At 38.7% G+C, this 21,044-nt stretch carries 18 protein-coding genes; 4 read left to right on the forward strand and 14 right to left on the reverse strand.

The window, feature by feature from the left end; all coding sequences use genetic code 11:
• Positions 1–15 precede the first annotated feature (15 nt).
• The 8 genes from AC2TFD_RS16160 to AC2TFD_RS16195 form a co-directional block, all read right to left on the reverse strand.
• Positions 16–288, reverse strand: coding sequence for a DUF1292 domain-containing protein (locus AC2TFD_RS16160; protein WP_484673575.1), 273 nt, complete (start codon positions 286–288; stop codon positions 16–18).
• Between the two features lie 82 nt (positions 289–370).
• The gene (locus AC2TFD_RS16165; protein ID WP_335520090.1) at positions 371–895 is read right to left on the reverse strand and encodes a type 1 glutamine amidotransferase domain-containing protein; all 525 of its coding nucleotides are present in this window, start codon (positions 893–895) and stop codon (positions 371–373) included.
• 82 nt (positions 896–977) lie between these two features.
• On the reverse strand, positions 978–1,841 hold the full coding sequence (locus AC2TFD_RS16170; protein WP_335520092.1) for a DUF3307 domain-containing protein: 864 nt from the start codon (positions 1,839–1,841) through the stop codon (positions 978–980).
• A 23-nt stretch (positions 1,842–1,864) separates the two neighbouring features.
• Positions 1,865–2,638 (reverse strand): hypothetical protein, encoded by a 774-nt coding sequence (locus tag AC2TFD_RS16175; RefSeq protein WP_335520094.1) that lies wholly within the window; start codon positions 2,636–2,638, stop codon positions 1,865–1,867.
• A gap of 97 nt (positions 2,639–2,735) precedes the next feature.
• Positions 2,736–5,012 (reverse strand): ATP-dependent DNA helicase, encoded by a 2,277-nt coding sequence (locus AC2TFD_RS16180; protein WP_335520096.1) that lies wholly within the window; start codon positions 5,010–5,012, stop codon positions 2,736–2,738.
• 141 nt (positions 5,013–5,153) lie between these two features.
• On the reverse strand, positions 5,154–6,395 hold the full coding sequence (locus tag AC2TFD_RS16185; RefSeq protein ID WP_335520099.1) for a glutamate-5-semialdehyde dehydrogenase: 1,242 nt from the start codon (positions 6,393–6,395) through the stop codon (positions 5,154–5,156).
• Positions 6,396–6,403: 8 nt separating this feature from the next.
• Positions 6,404–7,516 (reverse strand): glutamate 5-kinase, encoded by a 1,113-nt coding sequence (proB, locus tag AC2TFD_RS16190; protein ID WP_335520102.1) that lies wholly within the window; start codon positions 7,514–7,516, stop codon positions 6,404–6,406.
• 351 nt (positions 7,517–7,867) lie between these two features.
• Entirely contained in the window at positions 7,868–10,102 is a 2,235-nt protein-coding gene (locus AC2TFD_RS16195; protein WP_335520106.1) for a DEAD/DEAH box helicase, read from the reverse strand.
• Between the two features lie 497 nt (positions 10,103–10,599).
• Between AC2TFD_RS16195 and AC2TFD_RS16200 the strand changes: the two genes are divergently transcribed.
• Together AC2TFD_RS16200 and AC2TFD_RS16205 are read left to right on the forward strand one after the other, a co-directional pair.
• Positions 10,600–12,012, forward strand: a complete 1,413-nt coding sequence (locus AC2TFD_RS16200; RefSeq protein WP_335569358.1) for a multicopper oxidase domain-containing protein — start codon at positions 10,600–10,602, stop codon at positions 12,010–12,012.
• Between the two features lie 42 nt (positions 12,013–12,054).
• A complete protein-coding gene (locus tag AC2TFD_RS16205) occupies positions 12,055–13,368 on the forward strand; it encodes a multicopper oxidase domain-containing protein (protein WP_335569357.1) in 1,314 nt (437 codons plus the stop codon).
• 58 nt (positions 13,369–13,426) lie between these two features.
• Here the strand turns inward: AC2TFD_RS16205 and AC2TFD_RS16210 are convergent, their stop codons facing one another.
• The 4 genes from AC2TFD_RS16210 to AC2TFD_RS16225 all read right to left on the reverse strand — a co-directional run bounded on the left by AC2TFD_RS16210 (position 13,427) and on the right by AC2TFD_RS16225 (position 17,794).
• Positions 13,427–14,782, reverse strand: coding sequence for an aspartate aminotransferase family protein (locus AC2TFD_RS16210; RefSeq protein ID WP_335569356.1), 1,356 nt, complete (start codon positions 14,780–14,782; stop codon positions 13,427–13,429).
• A 130-nt stretch (positions 14,783–14,912) separates the two neighbouring features.
• Positions 14,913–15,599 (reverse strand): oxidoreductase, encoded by a 687-nt coding sequence (locus tag AC2TFD_RS16215; protein WP_335514998.1) that lies wholly within the window; start codon positions 15,597–15,599, stop codon positions 14,913–14,915.
• A 97-nt stretch (positions 15,600–15,696) separates the two neighbouring features.
• Complete coding sequence (locus tag AC2TFD_RS16220) at positions 15,697–16,158, reverse strand: branched-chain amino acid aminotransferase (RefSeq protein WP_484673576.1); 462 nt, start codon at positions 16,156–16,158, stop codon at positions 15,697–15,699.
• A gap of 106 nt (positions 16,159–16,264) precedes the next feature.
• Positions 16,265–17,794, reverse strand: a complete 1,530-nt coding sequence (locus AC2TFD_RS16225) for a DHA2 family efflux MFS transporter permease subunit (protein ID WP_335569354.1) — start codon at positions 17,792–17,794, stop codon at positions 16,265–16,267.
• Positions 17,795–17,978: 184 nt separating this feature from the next.
• On the opposite strand from AC2TFD_RS16225, the gene AC2TFD_RS16230 reads away from it, so the two are divergent.
• Entirely contained in the window at positions 17,979–18,899 is a 921-nt protein-coding gene (locus tag AC2TFD_RS16230; protein WP_335569353.1) for a TetR/AcrR family transcriptional regulator, read from the forward strand.
• A gap of 260 nt (positions 18,900–19,159) precedes the next feature.
• Complete coding sequence (locus tag AC2TFD_RS16235; protein WP_335515008.1) at positions 19,160–19,531, forward strand: hypothetical protein; 372 nt, start codon at positions 19,160–19,162, stop codon at positions 19,529–19,531.
• 44 nt (positions 19,532–19,575) lie between these two features.
• Here AC2TFD_RS16235 and AC2TFD_RS16240 read toward each other — a convergent pair whose 3' ends face one another.
• Positions 19,576–20,061 carry a PaaI family thioesterase gene (locus tag AC2TFD_RS16240; protein ID WP_335515010.1) on the reverse strand — a complete coding sequence of 162 codons (486 nt, stop codon included), beginning with the start codon at positions 20,059–20,061 and terminating at the stop codon, positions 19,576–19,578.
• A 55-nt stretch (positions 20,062–20,116) separates the two neighbouring features.
• Positions 20,117–20,986: a cation diffusion facilitator family transporter gene (locus AC2TFD_RS16245; protein WP_484676331.1), complete on the reverse strand. Its 870-nt coding sequence runs from the start codon at positions 20,984–20,986 to the stop codon at positions 20,117–20,119.
• Positions 20,987–21,044 lie beyond the last annotated feature (58 nt).

Here is a 21,044-nt window from a genome sequence, read left to right on the forward strand (position 1 = left end):
CCAGCTTTTTTGAATCTATTCCTCTTCCTCATCCATAATCTCTTCAAAAGCAGCCGACACTTTATCAAACTCTTCATCACTTTCGATTGCTGAAAAGTCTCCATCTTCATCTACTTTTAAGAAGAAAATATCAATATCCTCTTCGGTTTCCTCTTGAATATCTTCAACAAAACCTACCGCAACATAATTAGTACCTTCTATATTGATAGAAGCCAGAACCTCTACTTCCTGCTCTTGCTCGTTCTCATCACTAATTGTAAATACTTCGCCTACTTCAATATTCGCCATGTTACATTCTCCTCACATAAAAAAATTTAGTCCTAATCAAAAAGTATTTCTCAATAAGCCGCAAATTATACTGACTAGCAACTTATTTTTGCTCAATTACTTTTATAAACTCTCGCATATAGTCTGGAAGATCTGGCGGGCGTCTGCTTGAAACAAGGTGCCCGTCGACAACAACCGGTTCATCATACCAAGTCGCACCAGCATTTTCCATATCATCCTTAATTCCAGGTGTACTCGTGACTTTCTTCCCCTGCAAAATCTTTGCAGAAATTAGGACCCAGCCAGCATGGCAGATCTGCCCAATTGGCTTTTGATTTTCTTCGAAATGTTGAAGCAGGGAGAGGACTTCCGGAAAGCGGCGTATCTTATCTGGAGCCCAGCCGCCCGGCACCAAAATGGCATCATAATTCTCACCTTTAATATCGCTATAGGAGTAATCAGATTTTGCTGGCACTCCATATTTTCCTATGTACTCTTCCTCAGCCTTCTCACCCGCTAAATGAACAACTGCCCCTTCTTCTCTTAGTCTTAGAATGGGGTACCATAATTCAAGATCTTCAAATTCATGATGGACAAGACTAACTACTTTCTTACCTTTTAAACGCATCATACATCCCTCCTCTTTCTTATTATGACATATTAAATACAAACCACAAAAAAAACACCACTGTTATTTCAATCAATGGTGTCTATGTCAACACTTCCCTTAGCAGAATCCCAAGTGTTATTCCAATGAACATGGATGTAAGAGTACCCAATAGAAAATACTCTGCCCAGTTCCGGTCATCCATTTGTTTGAAACGTGCAATTGATTTAGCAGCAACGATAAATCCAATCGCTGGATAAGCGCTGTAAAAAGTTAACACTAAGACTAGTAATCTCTCAATATATCCAATTAATCTCCCCCGGGAGAGATCATGTTTGCTAAAAATCGTATAATTGTATTCCTCGGTCAATGCTCTATTACCGGTATGATTCTTTGCATAGTCAGCTTCATGCCGTTCATTTTTAAATGTATATTTTCCTTCAAAGGTTAAAAGCTGATTAGGCAGTGAGCCTAAAAGGATCTTTATCATGTGCCCGCTTACACTTGTTGCAAGAATAATAACAATGCCTATAAACAAAACCGAGTTTACAGTTCCTAATTCTTTCCCATTTAGAAAAAAATCAGAGATGCCTGAAAGCTTAACTCCTAAAAACAACTGTCCTGCAAGTAGAATCAATACAATATGTACCATCTGATCAATAATGAAGAAACTGGCTCTTTTTAAGTTTTCTTCATTGCTTATTTTTATAGTATCAAGGAGCTTTATTTTCAGGATATCGATAATAAAATGGCTGCTCACAATAAAGAGCAACGGGAAAATAAGGCCAGAATAAACACCCATTTCTTTAAAAGAAAAAAGGTAAAAAACAGTCAGCACAAGTATATTTACAAGAAAATGGTGTCCGATATGTTTCTTAATATTTTTCATCTTATCTACGACCATTTCATCAGTCTGTAAATAAAAATCAGCAATGAGATGGGCGAGAATAAGGCATAATAATAGCATGGATACTCCTCTCAATCAGGTAATTACTTAATATGATTTACTTTCAAATGTTTTCGAATGGAATCCATCAAAGATTCACTATTCGTTTTTTCAAGTTTATCCTTATAAGATTTTTCCTGCAGCGAATTTAGAATTGTGACCAATTCAGTAAAAACCTTTATGATTTCTTCCGATTTCCCTTTTTTATAATGACTTGAGATGGTCGGTGCAGTTTTTCCAAGCAAAACGGCTACCGCTTTTTGCTGCTCCAATATGAAGTAATAGGTAAAAACCTGTTCCTGAATAAGGGTTTGTTCTTTCATCATACTCATCTGTAAACGTAGTAAGGAATTGATTAAAACCTCAAACTCATTTCGAAACTGATTATATGGAAAAAACGAAGTATTTTGATTAAATTGATCAAGCTCAAATTTAAATAGCGGTCTTTCCTGTTCCTGTTTCAATAAATCATTGGCATACCTTGCCTGCTTTATTAATGGGTGAATCCACTTTTCAATATCGACTTCCTCTAACTCTTTATCACTATCACCAAAAGACAAACCAAAGTATGGCGTATGGTCTTTGAATTTCCATATCCTGCTAATAAAAAATGCAAGAATATAGGCAGTCGAATACCCATAACCAACGAAGATAATTTCATCGCCTGCTCGATGCTTCACTTTGCAATGTTCTATACACTCAGTCCAATCATGAATCCAGTTAACCATTTCATCTAAGTAATTTGTTAACTCCTCACCCTTATCAGAAGATGAAGAGTTGCTAACATCAAGTATAAAAATTGAAATAGGATGGTTCATACCATACCCCTCCTCAAAAATTAGATTATATTATCTAATTTTATTGATTTTAGAGTAATTAGTCAAACTACCATCAGATTAGACCATTCAATCTAATTTAAATGACGATGAAATTTCTCCATTCTAGCGGAAGGAGACTTTGATACTGTCGGTGCAAAAATCGATCATCTACGAGTACAATCGTCCCGTGATCCTCTTCTGACCGTATTAATCTGCCGCCTGCTTGTAAAACCTTATTCATACCGGGATACACATAGGCGTAATCATAGCCGTTTTTATCCTTCATAGTAAAATGATCTTTAATCAGATTTCTTTCATAGCACAGCTGCGGAAGCCCTACTCCTATCACAACGACACCATTTAAGCGGTCACCCTTTAAATCAACACCTTCTGAAAAAACACCGCCTAGCACAGCAAAACCTATTAACGTTTCATTTTGACTCGGTTTGAATTGCTCCAAGAATTCTTCTCTCTCCAATTCTGACATACCTGCACCCTGAAGCAAGGTCCTAACCTTCGGAAATTCGTTTACAAACAAATCATATACCGTAAGTAAATAGTGATAGGAAGGGAAAAAGATTAAATAGTTTCCAGGCCGATTTTGAATCAAGGAATGAACCAATGTAACGATTTTCTCCTTTGTACTTTCACGATCCCGATATCTGGTTGACAGCGGTTTGATAAAAATATCTGTTTGTTCCTCTTTAAATGGAGATGGTATAGACAGCAAATAGTCCTCCTCTTTGCCGCCAAGAATATCCTGATAATAGGGCAGTGGAGAAAGAGTGGCTGAAAAAAATACTTTTGAGCGGTAGCCCTTTCCCATTTTTTGAAGCAGTTTTGATGGGTCGATACAAAACAGCTTAAGGGATATATCATTCTTAATTTTCTCACCATAGATTATAAAGTGATCATCAAGTAAATCGTGTATTTTCAGGAAGGCATTTACCTTAAAGTATAGTTCCAGCAGATTTGGAGAGGAATCTTTATGAAGAAAAGATTCGGCCCCTTCAATAAATTGGGTTAAAAGCAATATCAATTCTTCATCTAGCACCTCCAAGGTAAATTCATTTTGCTCTACTGTTTCCTTTTTCAAAGATATAAACCATGCATTTATTTTAGCAGCACTCTCATAAATCACTTTGTCGACACCTTTAAACTCCTTTTTCAATTGAAGAAAAGGATCTTTGTTTAGCGCTGCAGAAAACATCTCTCGTCCGCGGTCAACAAGATTATGCGCCTCATCGATTAGTAAAAGTGTAGTCTTCTTTTGCTCCTCAAACAATCGCTTTAACGATACCCGAGGGTCAAAAATATAATTGTAATCACAAATGATGGTGTCGGCTACATAAGCAAGATCAATCGAAAACTCAAAAGGACATATGGTATGTTTGCGGGCATATTTTTCGATCACTTCACGATTCATACAGTATTCATTAGCCACTATATCTAAAATAGCTCCATTTACACGATCATAATAACCATTCGCAAACTCACAATACTCCTTCTGACATTTTGTTTCTTCCTTAAAACAAACCTTATCCTTAGCTGTAATCGTAACCGACTTCAAACAAAGACCGCAGGAACGCATTTTGGAAGCTGCATCTTCGGCCGTAGTCCTCGTTATCGTTTTTGCGGTAAGATAAAAAATCCGATTTAGGTATCCTTCTCCAAACGCTTTCACAGCCGGGAAAAGGGTAGAGATTGTTTTTCCGATACCGGTTGGAGCTTTAACAAACAAACTTTTCTCCTCTGATATGGTCTTATATACCACACCAGCTAGTCTCCTTTGGCCGGCGCGGTATGTTTCAAACGGAAATTCTAATTGTTTGCTGCTTTCATTTCTTTCTTTTCGATGATCATATAGTAATTTTGCATAGGGATAATAGTTTTCTACCACCTCATGAACAAAAACCTCTAGTTCTTTATAGGTAAAACTTTTCCTTATATATTTTTTCTCATCGGTTTCCACTTGTACATAGGTCAATTGTACAAAAATCTCCTGTATCTGTTGGTACTTAGCATAAATGTAGGCGTACATTTTAGCTTGAGCCCAATGGACTAGATGACCATCACCTTCAAGTTGCTCTAACGGCTGGGAAGTAGATTTTATTTCGTCAATAGTTACCTCTTCGTCACGAAATAATAATCCATCGCACCTTCCATCAATCGTAAAAATCAGGTCTTTAAAAGAATAGTCAGTTCGAAGATAGACTTCCTTTTGATCCGATTCTTGATATGTTTTTTGGATTTTTTGGTGAATTCTCGTTCCATCTAAAAGCGTGGACTGTGACCGGAATTTTGAATCTATACTGCCACTGCTATATACATGTTCCACCAGCGATCTAACCGCTATTTGAATGGTATTTGTCAAGAATATCACCTGCTTCCATATGAGAATGTATGTTTGTATACTATTATAACAGATACCTTTACTTTTTGGGACACTCACTTAAATAACGTAAAAAAATGAGAACAAGAAATTGCTTGTCCTCACACACTTTTAGTATATAAATTAAGAACGAATCTGCCCTGTTCCTTGAACAATCGCTTTTGAGGTCGTTATTGCCTTCAGCCCCATTGGTCCACGAGCATGTAATTTTTGTGTACTTATACCTATTTCAGCACCGTAGCCAAATTGCTCACCATCCGTAAAACGGGTAGAAGCATTATGATAAACAACAGCTGCATCCACAGCCTGGAAGAAAATCCGGACATTTTCGTTATTCTCACTGATAATGGCTTCAGAGTGTTTGGTGCCATATTGATCGATATGATCAATTGCTTCCTTTACGTCGTTAACTAGTTTCACCGATAGTATAGGTGCTAGAAATTCAGTATACCAATCTTTTTCAGAAGCTACCTTGATAAAAGAATACTCTAAAGACAACAATTCATCGCCTCTTAGCTCAACTCCCTGATCCTGTAATGCATGCATGACCTCAGAAACATAAGGCCAATTCTTATGAATCAACAAAGTTTCAGCGGCATTACATACTGATGGTCGATGTAATTTTGCATTTAAGGCAATTTCAATACCCATTTTCTTTTCTGCTGTTTCATCTATGAATACATGACAATTACCAACACCTGTTTCGAGAACTGGTACGGTTGCATTTTCGATAACGGACTGAATTAATCCAGCGCCGCCGCGGGGGATCAGCACATCTAAATATTGATTCAGTTTAAACATTTGTGAAGCTGTCTCCCTGCTCGTATCCTCAAGAAGCTGTACGGCATCTGCTGGTATTTTACTATCTCTAAGAGCCTCACGCATAACATGTACAAGTGCTTTATTAGAATGAAGAGCAGAGGTACTGCCTCTTAATAGAACAGCATTTCCGGCTTTTAAACAAAGACTTCCAGCATCTACAGTGACATTCGGACGAGCCTCATATACCATGCCAATCACACCAAGTGGAACGCGAACAGTATGAATCTGTAAACCATTTGGGCGCTCCCACGCTTCAATGATTTCACCAATTGGATCCTCAAGTTTGACTAACTGGCGAATCCCCTCAACAATTTGTTCAATCCTCTCCTCGGTAAGCATTAACCTGTCCAATAAAGATGGAATGAAACCTTTTTCTTCACCTGCTCGAATGTCTTTTTTATTTTCATTTAAAATGAACTCTTTTTCACTTAATAAGGCGTCAGCCATCTTCAATAAAGCTTCATTCTTCTCTTCAGTTGATAAGATAGCAAGTACCTTAGATGCTGACCTTAGTTTTTGGGCTTTTTCTAGTAATTCACTCATATTCAACTTCACTCCTCTGGCAGACTGACCCAGTTATTACGATGAATCACTTCCGCACGTTTATTTATTGAAAAATTTTTCGTCTTCTCACCAGGTAACCCTTTTACCATTTGTAAATTTTTGGAAGAATAATAGATTTGTCCCTTACCAATTAATTCACCATTTTGATTGTGAACCTCGACAACATCCATCGCATTAAAATCACCGATAACCTTCGTAACCCCCACAGGAAGAAGACTCTTTCCGTTTGTGAGAATGGCATCTTCTGCTCCTGCATCAATTTCAACTACACCCGCCGGTTGGGAGTGGAAAGCAATCCATTGCTTTTTCTTTTGCATTTGAGTTTGGAAAGGTCCTCCAATATAGGTACCATCCCCACTGCCCTCTAGTATACGAGAAAGCTTCTCTTTCCCTTGACCTCTTCCAACAAAAACACTAACACCGAATGATAGTGCTTTTTTCGCTGCTAGAAGCTTGGATTTCATTCCCCCAGTTCCAACAGAGGAACCACTGTCTCCTGCAGCTTCAAGGAACTCATCTGTCACTCTTGGAATAAAGTCAATTTTCTTTGCATCCTTTACCACTTTCGGGTTCCCATTATATAACCCATTTATATCTGTTAAAATAATTAAGGCATTTGCATGAAGAAAACCACTCACGAGAGCTGACAGCATATCATTGTCACCAAAAGTCAATTCCTCAATTGCAACTGAATCGTTTTCATTGATAATCGGTATAACTCCTCTTTGAAGGAGCTCTGTTATCGTATTGAATAGGTTATGAAACCGTTCAAGGCTATAAAAATCCTCCCTCGTTAATAAAATTTGGGCAGGAACAATAGCAAAATCTTTAAATGCTGTATTATAATGCTGCATTAATAATCCCTGTCCTACTGCAGCAGCAGCTTGCTTTCCGGCTAAACTCTTTGGCCTAGCTGGGTAGCCTAACGCTCCAAATCCTGCGGCTACTGCACCAGAAGAAATCAAGATGACATCGTGACCTAGCTGTTTTAAATAAGCAATGGCCTCGATATGATCCCGAATTTTCTCTTCGGATATGATCCCTGAGGCTGTGGTTAGCGAGCTGCTCCCAATTTTTACTACCACGAGTTGTTTCTTCATCCTACTCTTGCTCCTGTCTTTTGAAAAATAAAAAAACAATTTTTCTGTCCTTAAAAAAGGACGGAAAAATCGTTTCCGCGGTACCACCTTAATTGATGCAATGCATCCTCTTTAACCCGTAACGTGGGAGAACGGCTTATGTTTGCATAAGCAGCTTAATAGGGCAGGTTCAATCTTTTTCCCGTGAGAAACCTTTCAGCCTTTGAGTTTCATTCTCTAACACGTTCCCAAGTTTACTAATCCCATACCATTTTCGATTTCCAATTTATTTGATTATCTATAGAAAACGACGAATTGTCAAGCTAGTTGATTGAAAATTTAAATTTTATTTTCCATTTGGAACTAATTTGATTAAAACTGTTCGTTCAAATACTCACATATCTTTTCTGAGTCTAACCTAACGGCAATATAGGGAGGTTGAATTCCTTTTCCTCTCTCTAACGGCTGACCTAGCCATAAAATTTGCTGATCAATCATAATGAAAGGGCAATTCCAGCCTGTTTCCTGCCAGATATTTGGTTTTAATTCGGGCCATGCTTTCTCTGAAATAACTGTTAACTCCACGGACAGATTACGGCCAGCTAACGAGTATTTCAAATCCTCCGGTAACTGAATATGGACAGGTAAAGACATAACGATTGAAGAACGAGCATGATTTAAATCCTTTATTACCTGTTCTTTCTTTAATGCATGGATCCACATTAATCTAGGGAGTTGATTTTTTATCCAGGTTCCAATATCCTTCGTCCTTACACTTTGTTGCTGTTTTTCTTGATGTTCTACAAGCATTCTTAGGGTCTTCCTATTATAGACATGCCTGCGGATAAAGGCATGATTACAGACATGAATGAATTTTCCCTTCGTTCTCGTAATGGCAACATTAATAAGCCGTTCGCTATCCTTTCCCGTTAATAGCATTCCGACGCGATCCTGTGGATCGGAATCAACTGTATCAAAGATCATGACATCCCTCTCACTGCCTTGAAAACGGTGTACAGTTGCAGAGATTATATCTGCTGACAACCGTTCTTTTTCATATAAGTCTTGTAACAAGAGATCCACTATATTTGCTTGTGCCCGGTAGGGTGTCACATATCCGATTGACCTAGAGCCGCCTAAATAGGATTCATGAATTAATTGAAATGAAATCAGTGCCTGCCAAAGATTGGACCTAGAATTAGACGTTTTTTCATTCAAACAAAATGCGCCCATATAACTCGTATCTAACAGAATAGCAGCTCGTCCTGGAAAAGGTGCTTGTTCTACTATCGCATTTCTGCTCATCCGTACACTGTCATGATCACCAACTAAAGAATGATAAATGTATCTATTGGTAAAGGCAGAAATATCGGGGTGCATTCTTCGCTGTTCCTTTAATAAAAATAAATGTGGATGAAGTTTTCCCGACTCTACCCAATCTGCAACACCTGCTCGATGAAATATGTCTTCTTTCATCCACTTCGTAACAAGTGTGTCTCTTGATGAGGCAATAGGCGGCAATTGTTTAAAATCACCGCAAATAATGACTCTTTTTCCAAGAGAAGCTGCAAATGCCGCCTGTGGCACATACGCCATACTTGCTTCGTCAAGAATGACGACATCAAATTCCTTTCCATAAATGGCAGGATCACTAGCTGCTTTAGCAAGTGTTGATCCTACCACAAACGCAGCCTTTACAAACTCCATTTCCTTTTGGCGAATTTTTTCAAGCACTCTTGCAATTTTTTTCTCTAGTTCCAATAGTTGATTGGAGTCCCTTCTACTAAAGGAACGAGCAAGATCCAGTTTTATATTTTTTCTTTCTTCTATTAATCGGTCTTTATCTTCAGCAAGACTGGGTTCTTTTTTTTGTAATAGCTGACTAGTTGTGAGGGCTTCCTGGGTTCCTTCGGCTACGGCTGTATTAAAGCCGTAACGCAGCACATCTCCCTCGCGAAAGCGTTCCTTCTTTTTAAGAAAAGCTGAGATTTCACTAATTAATACATCCACCGCTTGATTACTGTGTGAAAGAATAAGGACTGTTTTGTCTTGAAAATATTTATTAGCAGCAACACGTGCAAGGGTATAGGTTTTCCCTGTTCCTGGTGGTCCCCACACAAAGGTAACAGGATTGTACTTTGACCTTAATAGCACCTCATGAATATTGCTTTTTATCTTATCAATCGGATGCTTAGCAGGCATTGATGGATTCATTAATCGATGAACTCTTACTCGTTTTTTCTTACTTTTACTAATCTCCTCTAACCGCTCAATAAGCTGTTCAAGGAGCTCCCAAGGATCGTGATAAATATATGCCTCAGGGATTAAATCACTTAATGTTTGTTCTAATTGTATAATTATACCTTTCCCTTCGGAGGAAAGGGTACGTCCTCCCTGCTTAAGACCACCCCAAACAAGTGTTATCGAGGAACCTACTGGAATTTTCAATGAGAAAGCAGTGTCAAAATAATAGGTAAACGAACCATCACTTGATACCAGCCTGCCATTTGTTACTCGGTATTTGTTACTCCCATATTTCTTTAAAAATACAATTTCATTTTGTAGTGCCTGCTGCCACTCTTTAATATAAGAACTCGTTTTTGTCATTATTTCCATCCTTTTACTTTAGAAGCTACTTATGTAATGAAACATCTACTATACCATCATTTATTTTACTAAATAAATCAAAAAATAATAAACTTCGGATGTTTATTGTTAGTTAAAACACTTTACACTACAAAGAAATTCCGACAATTACCTTATTTAGCAGATGTGCTTGTTCGTTATAACATTATAGTAATGAACCATTTGTTCATTGATAAGTCTTTCTACCTATAAAAAGTAAATTATTTGTCATAAAAATAAATATATACTCGATAAAAAAAAGGCTCCCGCCAATGTCGAAAGAAAGGAATTTTCATCCCAGGGAATGAATAGTTATTTAGTACCAGCCGCATTGGTTGATATTAGTAAAAACGCAAAAATTTCGAGAACGGTTTGTGACTTTGGACCAGTTATCCCTGAAGTTAGACTCGAAATCCAGTGGATATACATAGGCCATTTGCTTGGAAAACCTTTTCTCTAGACTATATAAGGAGGTAAAAATGAAGCGAAGAGATTTTGTTAAGTATGCTGGAGGCGGTTTGGCTGCACTAGTAGTCGGAAGTGTCTTGCCGGCATGGGTTTCAAATAACCAACTCCTTGCAGTCAAACAGGTTCAAGAGCTCAAATTTACGATAACCGACGCCATTAAAGATATGATTACGCACAACTCAATTAACAAGGCCCAATGTTACTTCTGGTTGTACAAAGAGGAAAATTTCCCAGCAGAAATTCCGGGCCCGCATATTTATACAACAGAGGGAAGCGTTATTAAAGTTACCATTACCAATGGTTTGGATGAACCTCATGCATTTTTTATACAAGGGATGGTTAATAGCGGTCCTATTGCACCAGGAGCGACTAAGCAGGTCCAATTCATCGCTTCAAAAGCTGGGACCTATTTATATTATGATAATTTAAACGCGCCAGTTAACCGGATAATGGGTCTTCATGGTGCATTGATTGTTATGCCAAACGCAGCAGTTCCTGGACATAAATTCACACCGTATGCAGCACCTACCCCTGCCGTTCAGCAGCTTTTTGATGATTTTGGTACTACTGCACACTTCCCTGGATTAGCTTGGGATCAGGGTGATGATTCTACTCATACACCTGCTTTTAGACAGTATGTGTGGGTACTCCATGCTGCTAGTTCACGTCTTTTTGGTCAGGTCGGAAATTATCCGCCAGGAAGAGACTTTCCTGCTGCGCAATTTATTAGGTCATTCCAAAGTGATCGGTATAGGTCAGATGGATTAAATCTGAAACCAGACTTTTTTACAATTAACGGTCAATCTGGATGGTTCGCGGCACACAATCCTACGATTACCCCAAGTCACAGGGTTGGTGAACCAGCGGTTGTTCGTATTCTTAACGCTGGTCTTTCACTTCATTCGCTGCACATACATGCAAATCACGTCTATGTAACAGGGGTAAATGGTGTTGTACAAACGAATCCAGTTTGGATAGATACTTATACGGTCAAGCCACTCGATATAATCGAATGGGCTGTTCCATTTACAAGGCCGCCAGATGTACCGAATGAGCGCGGGATCGGTCTTGCTGATAAACCGCTCATATCTGTCGCAAATCCGGGTATTAAAGGTTCTGTTGCACACCCTGTCTGGCCCCCAACAGAGGAATTGAATACCTTCTTTCCTAAAATTGGCGCAAAAACTGGAAATGTTGATATTTCTGTTCAATTATCTCCAATTTGTTACCCAATGCATGACCACTCAGAGACAAGTCAATCTGCTCAAGGTGGAAACTATGGGATGGGAATGATGAGTGGGTTAGATTTTATTGGAGACCGGAACACTCCTGGGGGTGTCAGCACCTTCCCCGGTGCTCAAACGAAACATGTTCCTGGACCTTATATAACCGGTCCAGCAGCTGGACATGATGGAGCGCATTAAACGTTCTCATACAATTAAAGTAATAAATAAAGGAGTAATGCTATGTCTTTTTCAAAACCTGGTTATAAGATTCTACGAAGGTCAGTGGCGGGTCATGAGGGATCATGGGTTAAATCATTTGATCCCCCCCAAGAGAGTCCCCCAACACCTGAACTGTTAATTCCAACGAATCCAGTTCCTAAATTTGTAGCAGATACAATACAGGGAGCAACGATGAGTATCCCAAATAACCAGCGACTTCACCTTATGCATGGAGTAGATCTTCCAATGTGGGATGGTCGGAAACTTGGCTTTTTTTTAATTAGTACTCCTGATGTTCCTGAGACTGCATCAGGTACGTTCCCTGGGCCAACCATCCGGGTTCCACGAGGTGTGGTTTTTCATAGTTATGTTGAAGCACATGGACAGCCCGCACATACTGTACATTGGCATGGAATCGAGCCTACTGCCATGAATGATGGAGTCGGACACACCTCCATGGAATTGGGGGAATATACCTATCAATGGCAGCCTAATCATATCGGCAGTTATTTCTATCACTGTCATCGAAGTACCATTCAACATTTCGACTTTGGGTTATATGGATTCCTGATAGTAGAACCACCTGATGCCTATGACTCTAGTGATGGGAAAAATGTCGGAGGGTATCCGCGCCGAACCGCGGCCAATCTTGAAAAATACCCTAAATTCCGGGGATTTGTCGGTGGAAATTTAGAAAGCGGTGACCCGCATGCCATGACGGTTCCTTATGATGTAGAAGCCCTATGGGTCATTGATGACATTGATTCTGTTTGGAGAGAACAAGCGGACCATGCACACCAGACATTCCCAAAGATGGGAAAACAACCAGGTCTAGATGATGATTTCCATGAAAATGATAGTGGCAGTGATGATTTCTTTGCCTTTCACGATTATAATCCTGATTATTTTGTCGTTACGGGCATTAATTTCCCAGGGCGTGTCGGCAGCACCGTTACCATCCGTCCTGGATTGACCATCCCTGCTGCATTAAATAGCGGCGTGGATGGAATGCAGATTTCAGTAAATGCCCGTAGAAATCAGACCATCCTAATCCGGTTACTCTGTGCAGCCTATACAAAAATTAAAGTAACATTCCCAATGGATGTTGTCGTAATCGCCCTTGATGGACGTGCGCTTGGTGTCCCTCCTTTTGGGCGCTACAACCAGCCTTATACCATACCAGCTGGTAAACCGATTGAAATGTCCACTGCGCAGCGAATAGATGTACTAATAAGAGCAGAACGGTCCATTAACACTTTTGCTCAGGTAGAATTTAGACACCATTTAAGCGATGCATTTCTCCTAAACGGGAGAATTCCTATTATAATTAAATAGATTAATAAACAAAAAGTCCTATGTGTTTTAAAAAAACACGCAGGACTTTTTTGTGCGCTTATTTTATTTTTTTTATTGAATCGCTGAGCGTCTTAATAATAAATTCAATATCTTCCTGTGTAATATTTAATGGAGGCGATAAAGCCAATACATTATTATACCCCGCTACTGTTGCCCCGTTTTTTCCAATTAATAGTCCTTCCTGTTTACAGGCTGCAATCACATGATTCACCAATGAAACATCTAACGGTACCTTGGTCTGCTTATCTTTTACTAGTTCAATTCCAATTAATAACCCTTTGCCGCGAATGTCGCCAACAAATGGATGATCCTGGAGCAGTCTGGTCAATTCATTTACCACCTGGTTCCCCAAGTCCCGTGAACGGTTAAACAGGTTCTCGTTTTCTAAGATTTCTAGATTCTTTAACGCCAAAGCGCAGGCTGCTGGGTTACCGCCAAAGGTATTAATGTGCCGAAAATAATCATATTCGTCTGTTCCTTTAAAAGATTCATATATTTCTTTCCGAACCGCTGTTGCAGATAGTGGTAAATATGCACTTGTAATTCCTTTTGCCATGGTAATGATGTCCGGCTTTACATCCTCGTGCATAAAGCCGAAAGGTTTCCCTGTGCGTCCAAAACCACAAATCACCTCATCTACAATCAAGAGTGCTCCATGTTTTTCACAAACCTCTTTTGCTGCCTTCATGTAACCTTCTGGCGGCACTAATATCCCACCGCCTGTAATAATAGGTTCCATAATCATTGCAGCGATCGTCTCACTCAACTCCCATGTCATGGTTCGATCAATTTCCTTCACAGATGACAGTTCTTTAGGTTCGGTTACGTTCGTATCATCTCGATAGGAATCCGGTGGAGACACGTGTATAAAGCCTGGAGCAAGAGGTTCATACTTATATTTTCTTTGCGCTTGGCCGGTTGCAGCAAGTGCTGCCATCGAATTCCCATGGTAGCCTCGGTAGCGGGATACAATTTTATAGCGATTATATTCGCCTTTTTGCTGATGGTATTGACGTACGATTTTAAATGCTGTTTCATTCGCCTCTGACCCGCTGTTTGAAAAGAAGATGACATATTCGTCACCCAACATTTCATTAAGTTTTTCTGCAAGCTTGATCGCTGGTACGTGGCTCTGTGTCAGTGGAAAATAAGCCATTTCTTTAAGCTGTTCATAGGCAGCTTCTGCTAGTTCTTGTCGGCCGTAGCCAACATTAACGCACCATAAACCAGCCATACCATCTAAGTAACGCTTTCCATCGGCGGCGGTTACCCACGAACCCTCTGCCTTTATTGCCACGATGGTGGCCTCTGGATTATACGGCTTCATGGAATGCCAAATATATTTATCATCCTGTGCAAGTAATTCTTCTTGTGGGCGACCAGTATGAACCATTATCCATCCTCCTTATTTACCCTTTAAAATTAGGATGTATTATTTTCCTCATACTGAAGTTTACGCCGCTATTTCCATTCACATGCCTATTCTAAAAAAACAATGAGATTGCTAGAAAAATTGTCCTTGCCTACCTGATTATTTCCGCAATTGAAGGAGTCATATGGTCGATTTCATGTGAAAGCAAGATATGCTTTCCTTTTGTATTGGATTGAGCAGCCAGGGACATTGCTGCAGCAACTTTCTTTGCCTCAATCCCTCGGTATGGACGCAGCGGACCTATCATTAACTTGTTCAGTACACCACTAGCTTTTTCTGCAATTTTTTCTCCAAACCGAAACTCCTCCCGCTCTCCCAACAATAATGAAGGTCTGAAAATATGCAGAGAGGGTGGGTTTATCTTAGTAAGCGCATCCTCAACTTCCCCTTTTACACGATTGTAAAAGAATACTGACTTAGGATCAGCACCCATGGCAGTTACAATTAGAAATTTTTCAGCGCCGTTTTCTTTTGCTAAGGTTGCTGCCTCAACAGGATATTCAAAATCTACCTTACGAAAAGCTTCTTTTGTCTTCGCTTTTTTTATTGTGGTGCCCAAACAGCAAAATACATCTGTCACGTGAAATAGTTCAGAAAATTTATGTAGTTCATCAAAATTAATAATATGTTGAACACATTTTTCGTTTTGAACCTTAATAGGTCTACGAATCAATAAATGTATTTTTTCATATTGATTATTTTCATTAATTACTTTAACTAGTTCTTTTCCAATAAGACCCGTCGCTCCAAGAACAAGTGCCGTTTTTTTATTACTCATGAACGAACCCTCCATACGACATAAAAAGATAACCTTAATAAAGTCTTTACTCTCTCGGACTTTATTTGCTTTTCTTCAAAAAAACCAATCAGTTGAATTAGCTGGTCGGTTTTTTAACGGCTTCCACCAAATTGGATAAATAGTGGTGAATGAGTTGAAAGGCACCCTCAATAGACATATCCTCTTGGAACCCCTTGACATAATTTAAGGCAAAATTCAAATCCCATAAGCCATCATCTTGACTAAACATTAAATCAAATTTTGAATTTTCCCCATCTAAAGTGTGATTTAAATGCTCTCTTAATACATTATCAAACTTTTTTTGAAGTTTTAAGCCTAGCATAACATCATATGTACCAAAAACATCATCAACCTCGAGGGAAATACCCTCAACACCAATTTCTTCAAATAAAATAGATTCAACATAAATAAATTCATTTTTATGTTCTTTTAAATAGGTAATTGGCTGATATAAAAAACTAGAAGATTCATTTGCAATCATGGTTTCTGTTTCCTTACTGCATCGTTCAATATAAGCATTAGAAAAATTTACTTCCATCCTGTTGCCCTCCCAATATTCATTTCTTTTTACTATAGAATGTTTCCCAGTAAAAAAGCAAATATCTTTAAAGTATAAAAAAGCAGCCAAGGCTGCTTTTTTAAAATTAATTTTCTGCTAATTTAGTTATAACTTTTTTTTCAACTGGGTTTTCATCCATTTTATCTGAAGCTTGTGTTACCCGCTTCATAAAGAAGGCTAGGAAAAGTGCGAGTGCTGCTATAAAGGTTGAGACAAAAAAGGCAAAATTTATACCATCCAACATAGCTTGCATCATAATTTGCTGCTGCATTTCTGCAAGTGCAGCTTGTGTTGGCTGCTCAGTCAAAGCTGAACGTGCAGATTCACCAAGTTCTATGGCTCTCGACTCTGTGCGGTTTGACATGATAGTCACCAATAAGGCTGTACCAATAGCACCAGAGACTTGCTGCAACGTATTATTCATAGCAGTACCATGGGGATAAAATCGTGCAGGAAGTTGATTTAATCCGTTTGTCGAAACCGGCATCATGACCATCGACATTCCAAACATACGTAATGTAAAAAGTAAAAGTAAATGCATGTACGACGTATCAAATGATAATTGGCTGAACAGATAAGTAGTGTAAACAGTGATGCTTAAGCCAATTATTGCTAACGTACGTCCACCAAATTTATCAAATAGCTTACCTGTAATAGGTGACATTAACGACATAATAATTGCTCCCGGCAGCATCATAAGCCCGGCATCCATTGGTGAAATACCTTGGATCGTTTGTACGTAAATCGGCAGTAATAACATCCCAGAAAACATTGCCATTGTAAGTACCATAGAAATCACAGATGATAAGGCAAACATTGGATACTTAAATATCCTATAATTAAGCATAGGTTGATCTTGTTTAAGTTGACGTAAGATGGACATAAGTAATGCAATAGCTCCAATAACAATCGTTAAATAAACTTGTGGACTGTCCCAGCCTTGTTTGCCTGCTGAACTGAACCCATAAAGCAAGCCGCCAAATCCTACGCTTGTAAGTAAAACAGATATGAAATCAAGTTGAATATTAACTTTTTCTTTTTTATCTTTTAATAAAAAGAAACCGATTAATAGAACAATAGCCGCAATTGGCGTTACAAAGTGGAACAACATTCTCCAGTCATAGTGCTCAATTAACCAGCCAGAAAGCGTAGGCCCAATTGCAGGTGCCCCCATTAAGATTAAGCCAAATATCCCCATTGCTGCCCCCCTTTTTTCAATAGGGAAGCTTACTAACATAACATTCATTAATAATGGCATCATGATCGCTGAACCTGCTGCCTGTGTCATCCTGCCTGCGAGTAATATTGGGAATACATGGGCAACGCCAGCTAGAATCGTTCCTGCAGTAAATAAGCCCATTGCTACTAAGAAAAGATTTCGTACGGAATATTTTTGAATTAAGAATGCGGTTGTTGGAATTAAGACCCCATTAACCAACATAAAGCCTGTAGTCAACCATTGTACGGTCGAAGCATCCACCTTCAAATCCGCCATTATAGAAGGAAGTGCTATATTAAGTAAAGTGTTGTTTAAAAAAGTGATAAATGCCCCTATCATCAAAATCGAAATTATCCCATATGGGGGACGTTTTATCTCGTTTTTTTCATTTCCCATGTTAATACCCCCTATAAACTCTTTGTACAATTTTTTATACCACTGTTTCATGCTAATTAATAATATACCGCCAGTTCATTTTTTGCAATCAAAAAATACTACAAAATAATGGGTTTGTAATCCCCCTCTTTATCATGTAGTATATTTTTATACTCTTAGTATAATTCGGATTATAGGTGATAATATGAACGAGCGAAAGCAACATGTCATTAATAAAGCCCATCAATTATTTATTGAAAAAGGATATCAAGCAACTTCTATTCAGGATATATTAGATTTTAGCGGAATTTCTAAAGGAACTTTTTACAAGTATTTCTCTTCCAAAAGTGAATTATTAATTGCTATTTATAAGACCGTTTATAAAAAGCTTGAAAAGGAACGAAACGAATTGTTAATCGGTAAAAATCCTGCAGATATAGAGATTTTTGCTAAACAAATGGAAATGGCAATGATTACGAATAGGAAAAATAAATTAATTGCTCTTTATGAAGAAGTTATGGCTTCGAATGACGTCGACCTTAAACAATACATTAGTCACAGTCGGTTAAGGTCGCTTCGGTGGATGTATGGTCGGTTTATCGATATCTTCGGGGAACAAAATAAACCATATCTATTAGATTGTGCCATTATGTTCACAGGTTTATTGCAGAATAATCTACATTACAATCGAGTAGCGACAAATTCTAGCGAGAATATTAGTGAGGTTGTTAGATATAGTGTAAATCGTTTGGTACAAATGGTCCACGAAGTGACAGAAACCGGGGAGCAATTACATGAGCCAGAACTTTTGGAAAAATGGCTCCCTGGAGCTCAGAAAAAAAATCGGGAACAGTTAGATCAATTTTGTAAAATTACCGGTCCATTGAGAAATTCCATAACAAAACAAATACAAGAAATAAATGAACAAGAAAAATATCTCGAACTATTAGATTTCATTCAGGAAGAAATCATGCATACCAGAGAACCAAGAAAATTCCTAATCGAAAGTGCCCTGCAAACCTTACAAAACAATCCAGCAGCACTATGGCAAAAAGAACTCCAACAGGTAAACCAAATCACCACATCATTCTTTCAACAATTAGAAGATACCGAAGAACAAAACTAATGCGGTGCCCTCTATTTGGTGCCTTTTAATCGGTGCCTGTCACCACTCGTGGACATTTCGACCTACTTGTCCGCCTGAGGTGGACATATGTTTGCTACTTCGTAATAGGTTTAAAGTTTAATAATAGTTTTTTTGACCTGAGTGTTTGCCTATGCATTCCTGTGTAGTTTTACGTAAATTAGTAAAAACAAGGTTTGTTTTACTAATTAGAGGAGAAGCAGTTCGATGCTGCTTTAAAAAGCTACAGGAGGTGCCGACCAATGAGTGATTTAGCTGCAGACATGAATCAAATAAATGAGAGAAAGAGCAGACAATCAATTTTTGATTCATCAAAATTTTGGGGTCACAAGAAATCTCTAAATAAAGATACAGAAATTTCCCCTGCAATGACAATAAAAGACGAATCACTTGAACAAATGCCTGAAATAATCGAAAAAGAGGACTCCATTGAACATCACCCTAAAGTAACAGTAATTAACGATTCAATTGAACAAATTCCAGAAAATAACCGTGAACTATCTAAACCCGACGATGTGAAACTTTATGAGTCGATAAGTGGAAATTTCATTATCTCTAAAGGCTGGGATGGGACTAACATGTCGGTGTACAAAATAAGAAGAAAATACCTCTAGAAAAAAAGGAATGGCGCCAATCAACCGGCTCCATTCCTTCTGTTTTATTTGTGCTGAACAAACGTACTTGGCATGACAACTGCAACGACCTCGCCACGGGCACAAAGAACACGATCTGCATATACTTCTGTTTCTACTCTAAATTTTTTAGGGTGTATCTCATGAACAATACCAATGGCCTTTAAAGGTACACCGTGCGGCGTTGGTTTGACAAAGTCAACGTTCAAAGAGGCAGTTACAAACCGTGGAGGTTCGACAGCCTCACCTGGAAGATAGCCATTCTTTTTATGTAAAGCTAAAGAGGCAGATCCTGTTCCATGACAATCAATAAGCGCTGCAATGACACCGCCATAAACAAAACCAGGAACTGCGATGTGTTGTGCTTCCGGTGAATAAATAGTGACTGTTTTCTCCCCAATCCAGCCTGTCCGAAAATGATGACCTTCTTTGTTTAGCCTGCCACATCCATAACACCATGCAAAATCATCTGGATACTCATCTTGAATAGCTTGAACTACCTTATCATCCATTGTATAATCCCCCTTTTCAGAAAATTATAACATATTGTCCTTCGTTACGATGATTCTATTTAGGCTCTACATGTACGTGAACATCATAAACCTTGTGACTAGCGATTAATTCGTCTTCTACTTTTGAGGCAATATCATGTGCACCTTTTACATCTAAAGTCGAATTAACGAGGATGATAACGTCGACTACCACGTTATTACCATAATTCCTAGCTTTTATTTCTTTTACACCTTTTACTCCGGTACAATGCTGGATAGTCTCTTTATATGCTTCTATTTGCTTTTCGTCAAAGCCATCAGTCAAATGGAGTGAAGTTTCTTTAAAAATGTCCCAGGCGGTTCTACAAATTAGGAATCCTACAATAATGGCTGCTAAGGGGTCCAACCATGGCAGACCAAATTGCGCGCCAATAATACCGATAAAGGTGCCGACACTGACCCAGGCATCGGATAAATTATCCTTTGCGGCAGCCATTACAGATTGACTGTTTATTTCTGTTGCTAATCTTTTATTGTACCGATAGACAAAATACATAACGAAGGCACAAAACAGCCCCGTCCAAGCAGAGATTACATCAGGAACATCCTTTTGCACGTAAAAAATACTAACAATCGCTTCATAAGCCACTTTCAAACCTACAGCCATCATAATAAAAGATGCGACCATTGACGCTACGGTTTCCGCTTTCCAATGCCCATAGGGATGGTCATCATCTGCCGGCCTCTGGGATAATTTTAGTCCTATAAGAACAGCCACTGAAGCAATAATGTCGGTGACATTGTTCAAGCCATCCGCTTTCAATGCCTCTGAATTTGCCATGTAACCAATGGCTAATTTTACGATTGATAAACAAATATAAGCTACGATACTTATAATTGCCCCGCGTTCCCCTTTTTTTAAATCCAAATATCCTTGTTCCTCAATCATTCCTATCACCTTCTTCTATTGCTTATCTTTATTATTGAACAAAAACATCTAGTGG

The organism is Neobacillus sp. plas4 (assembly GCF_057221695.1).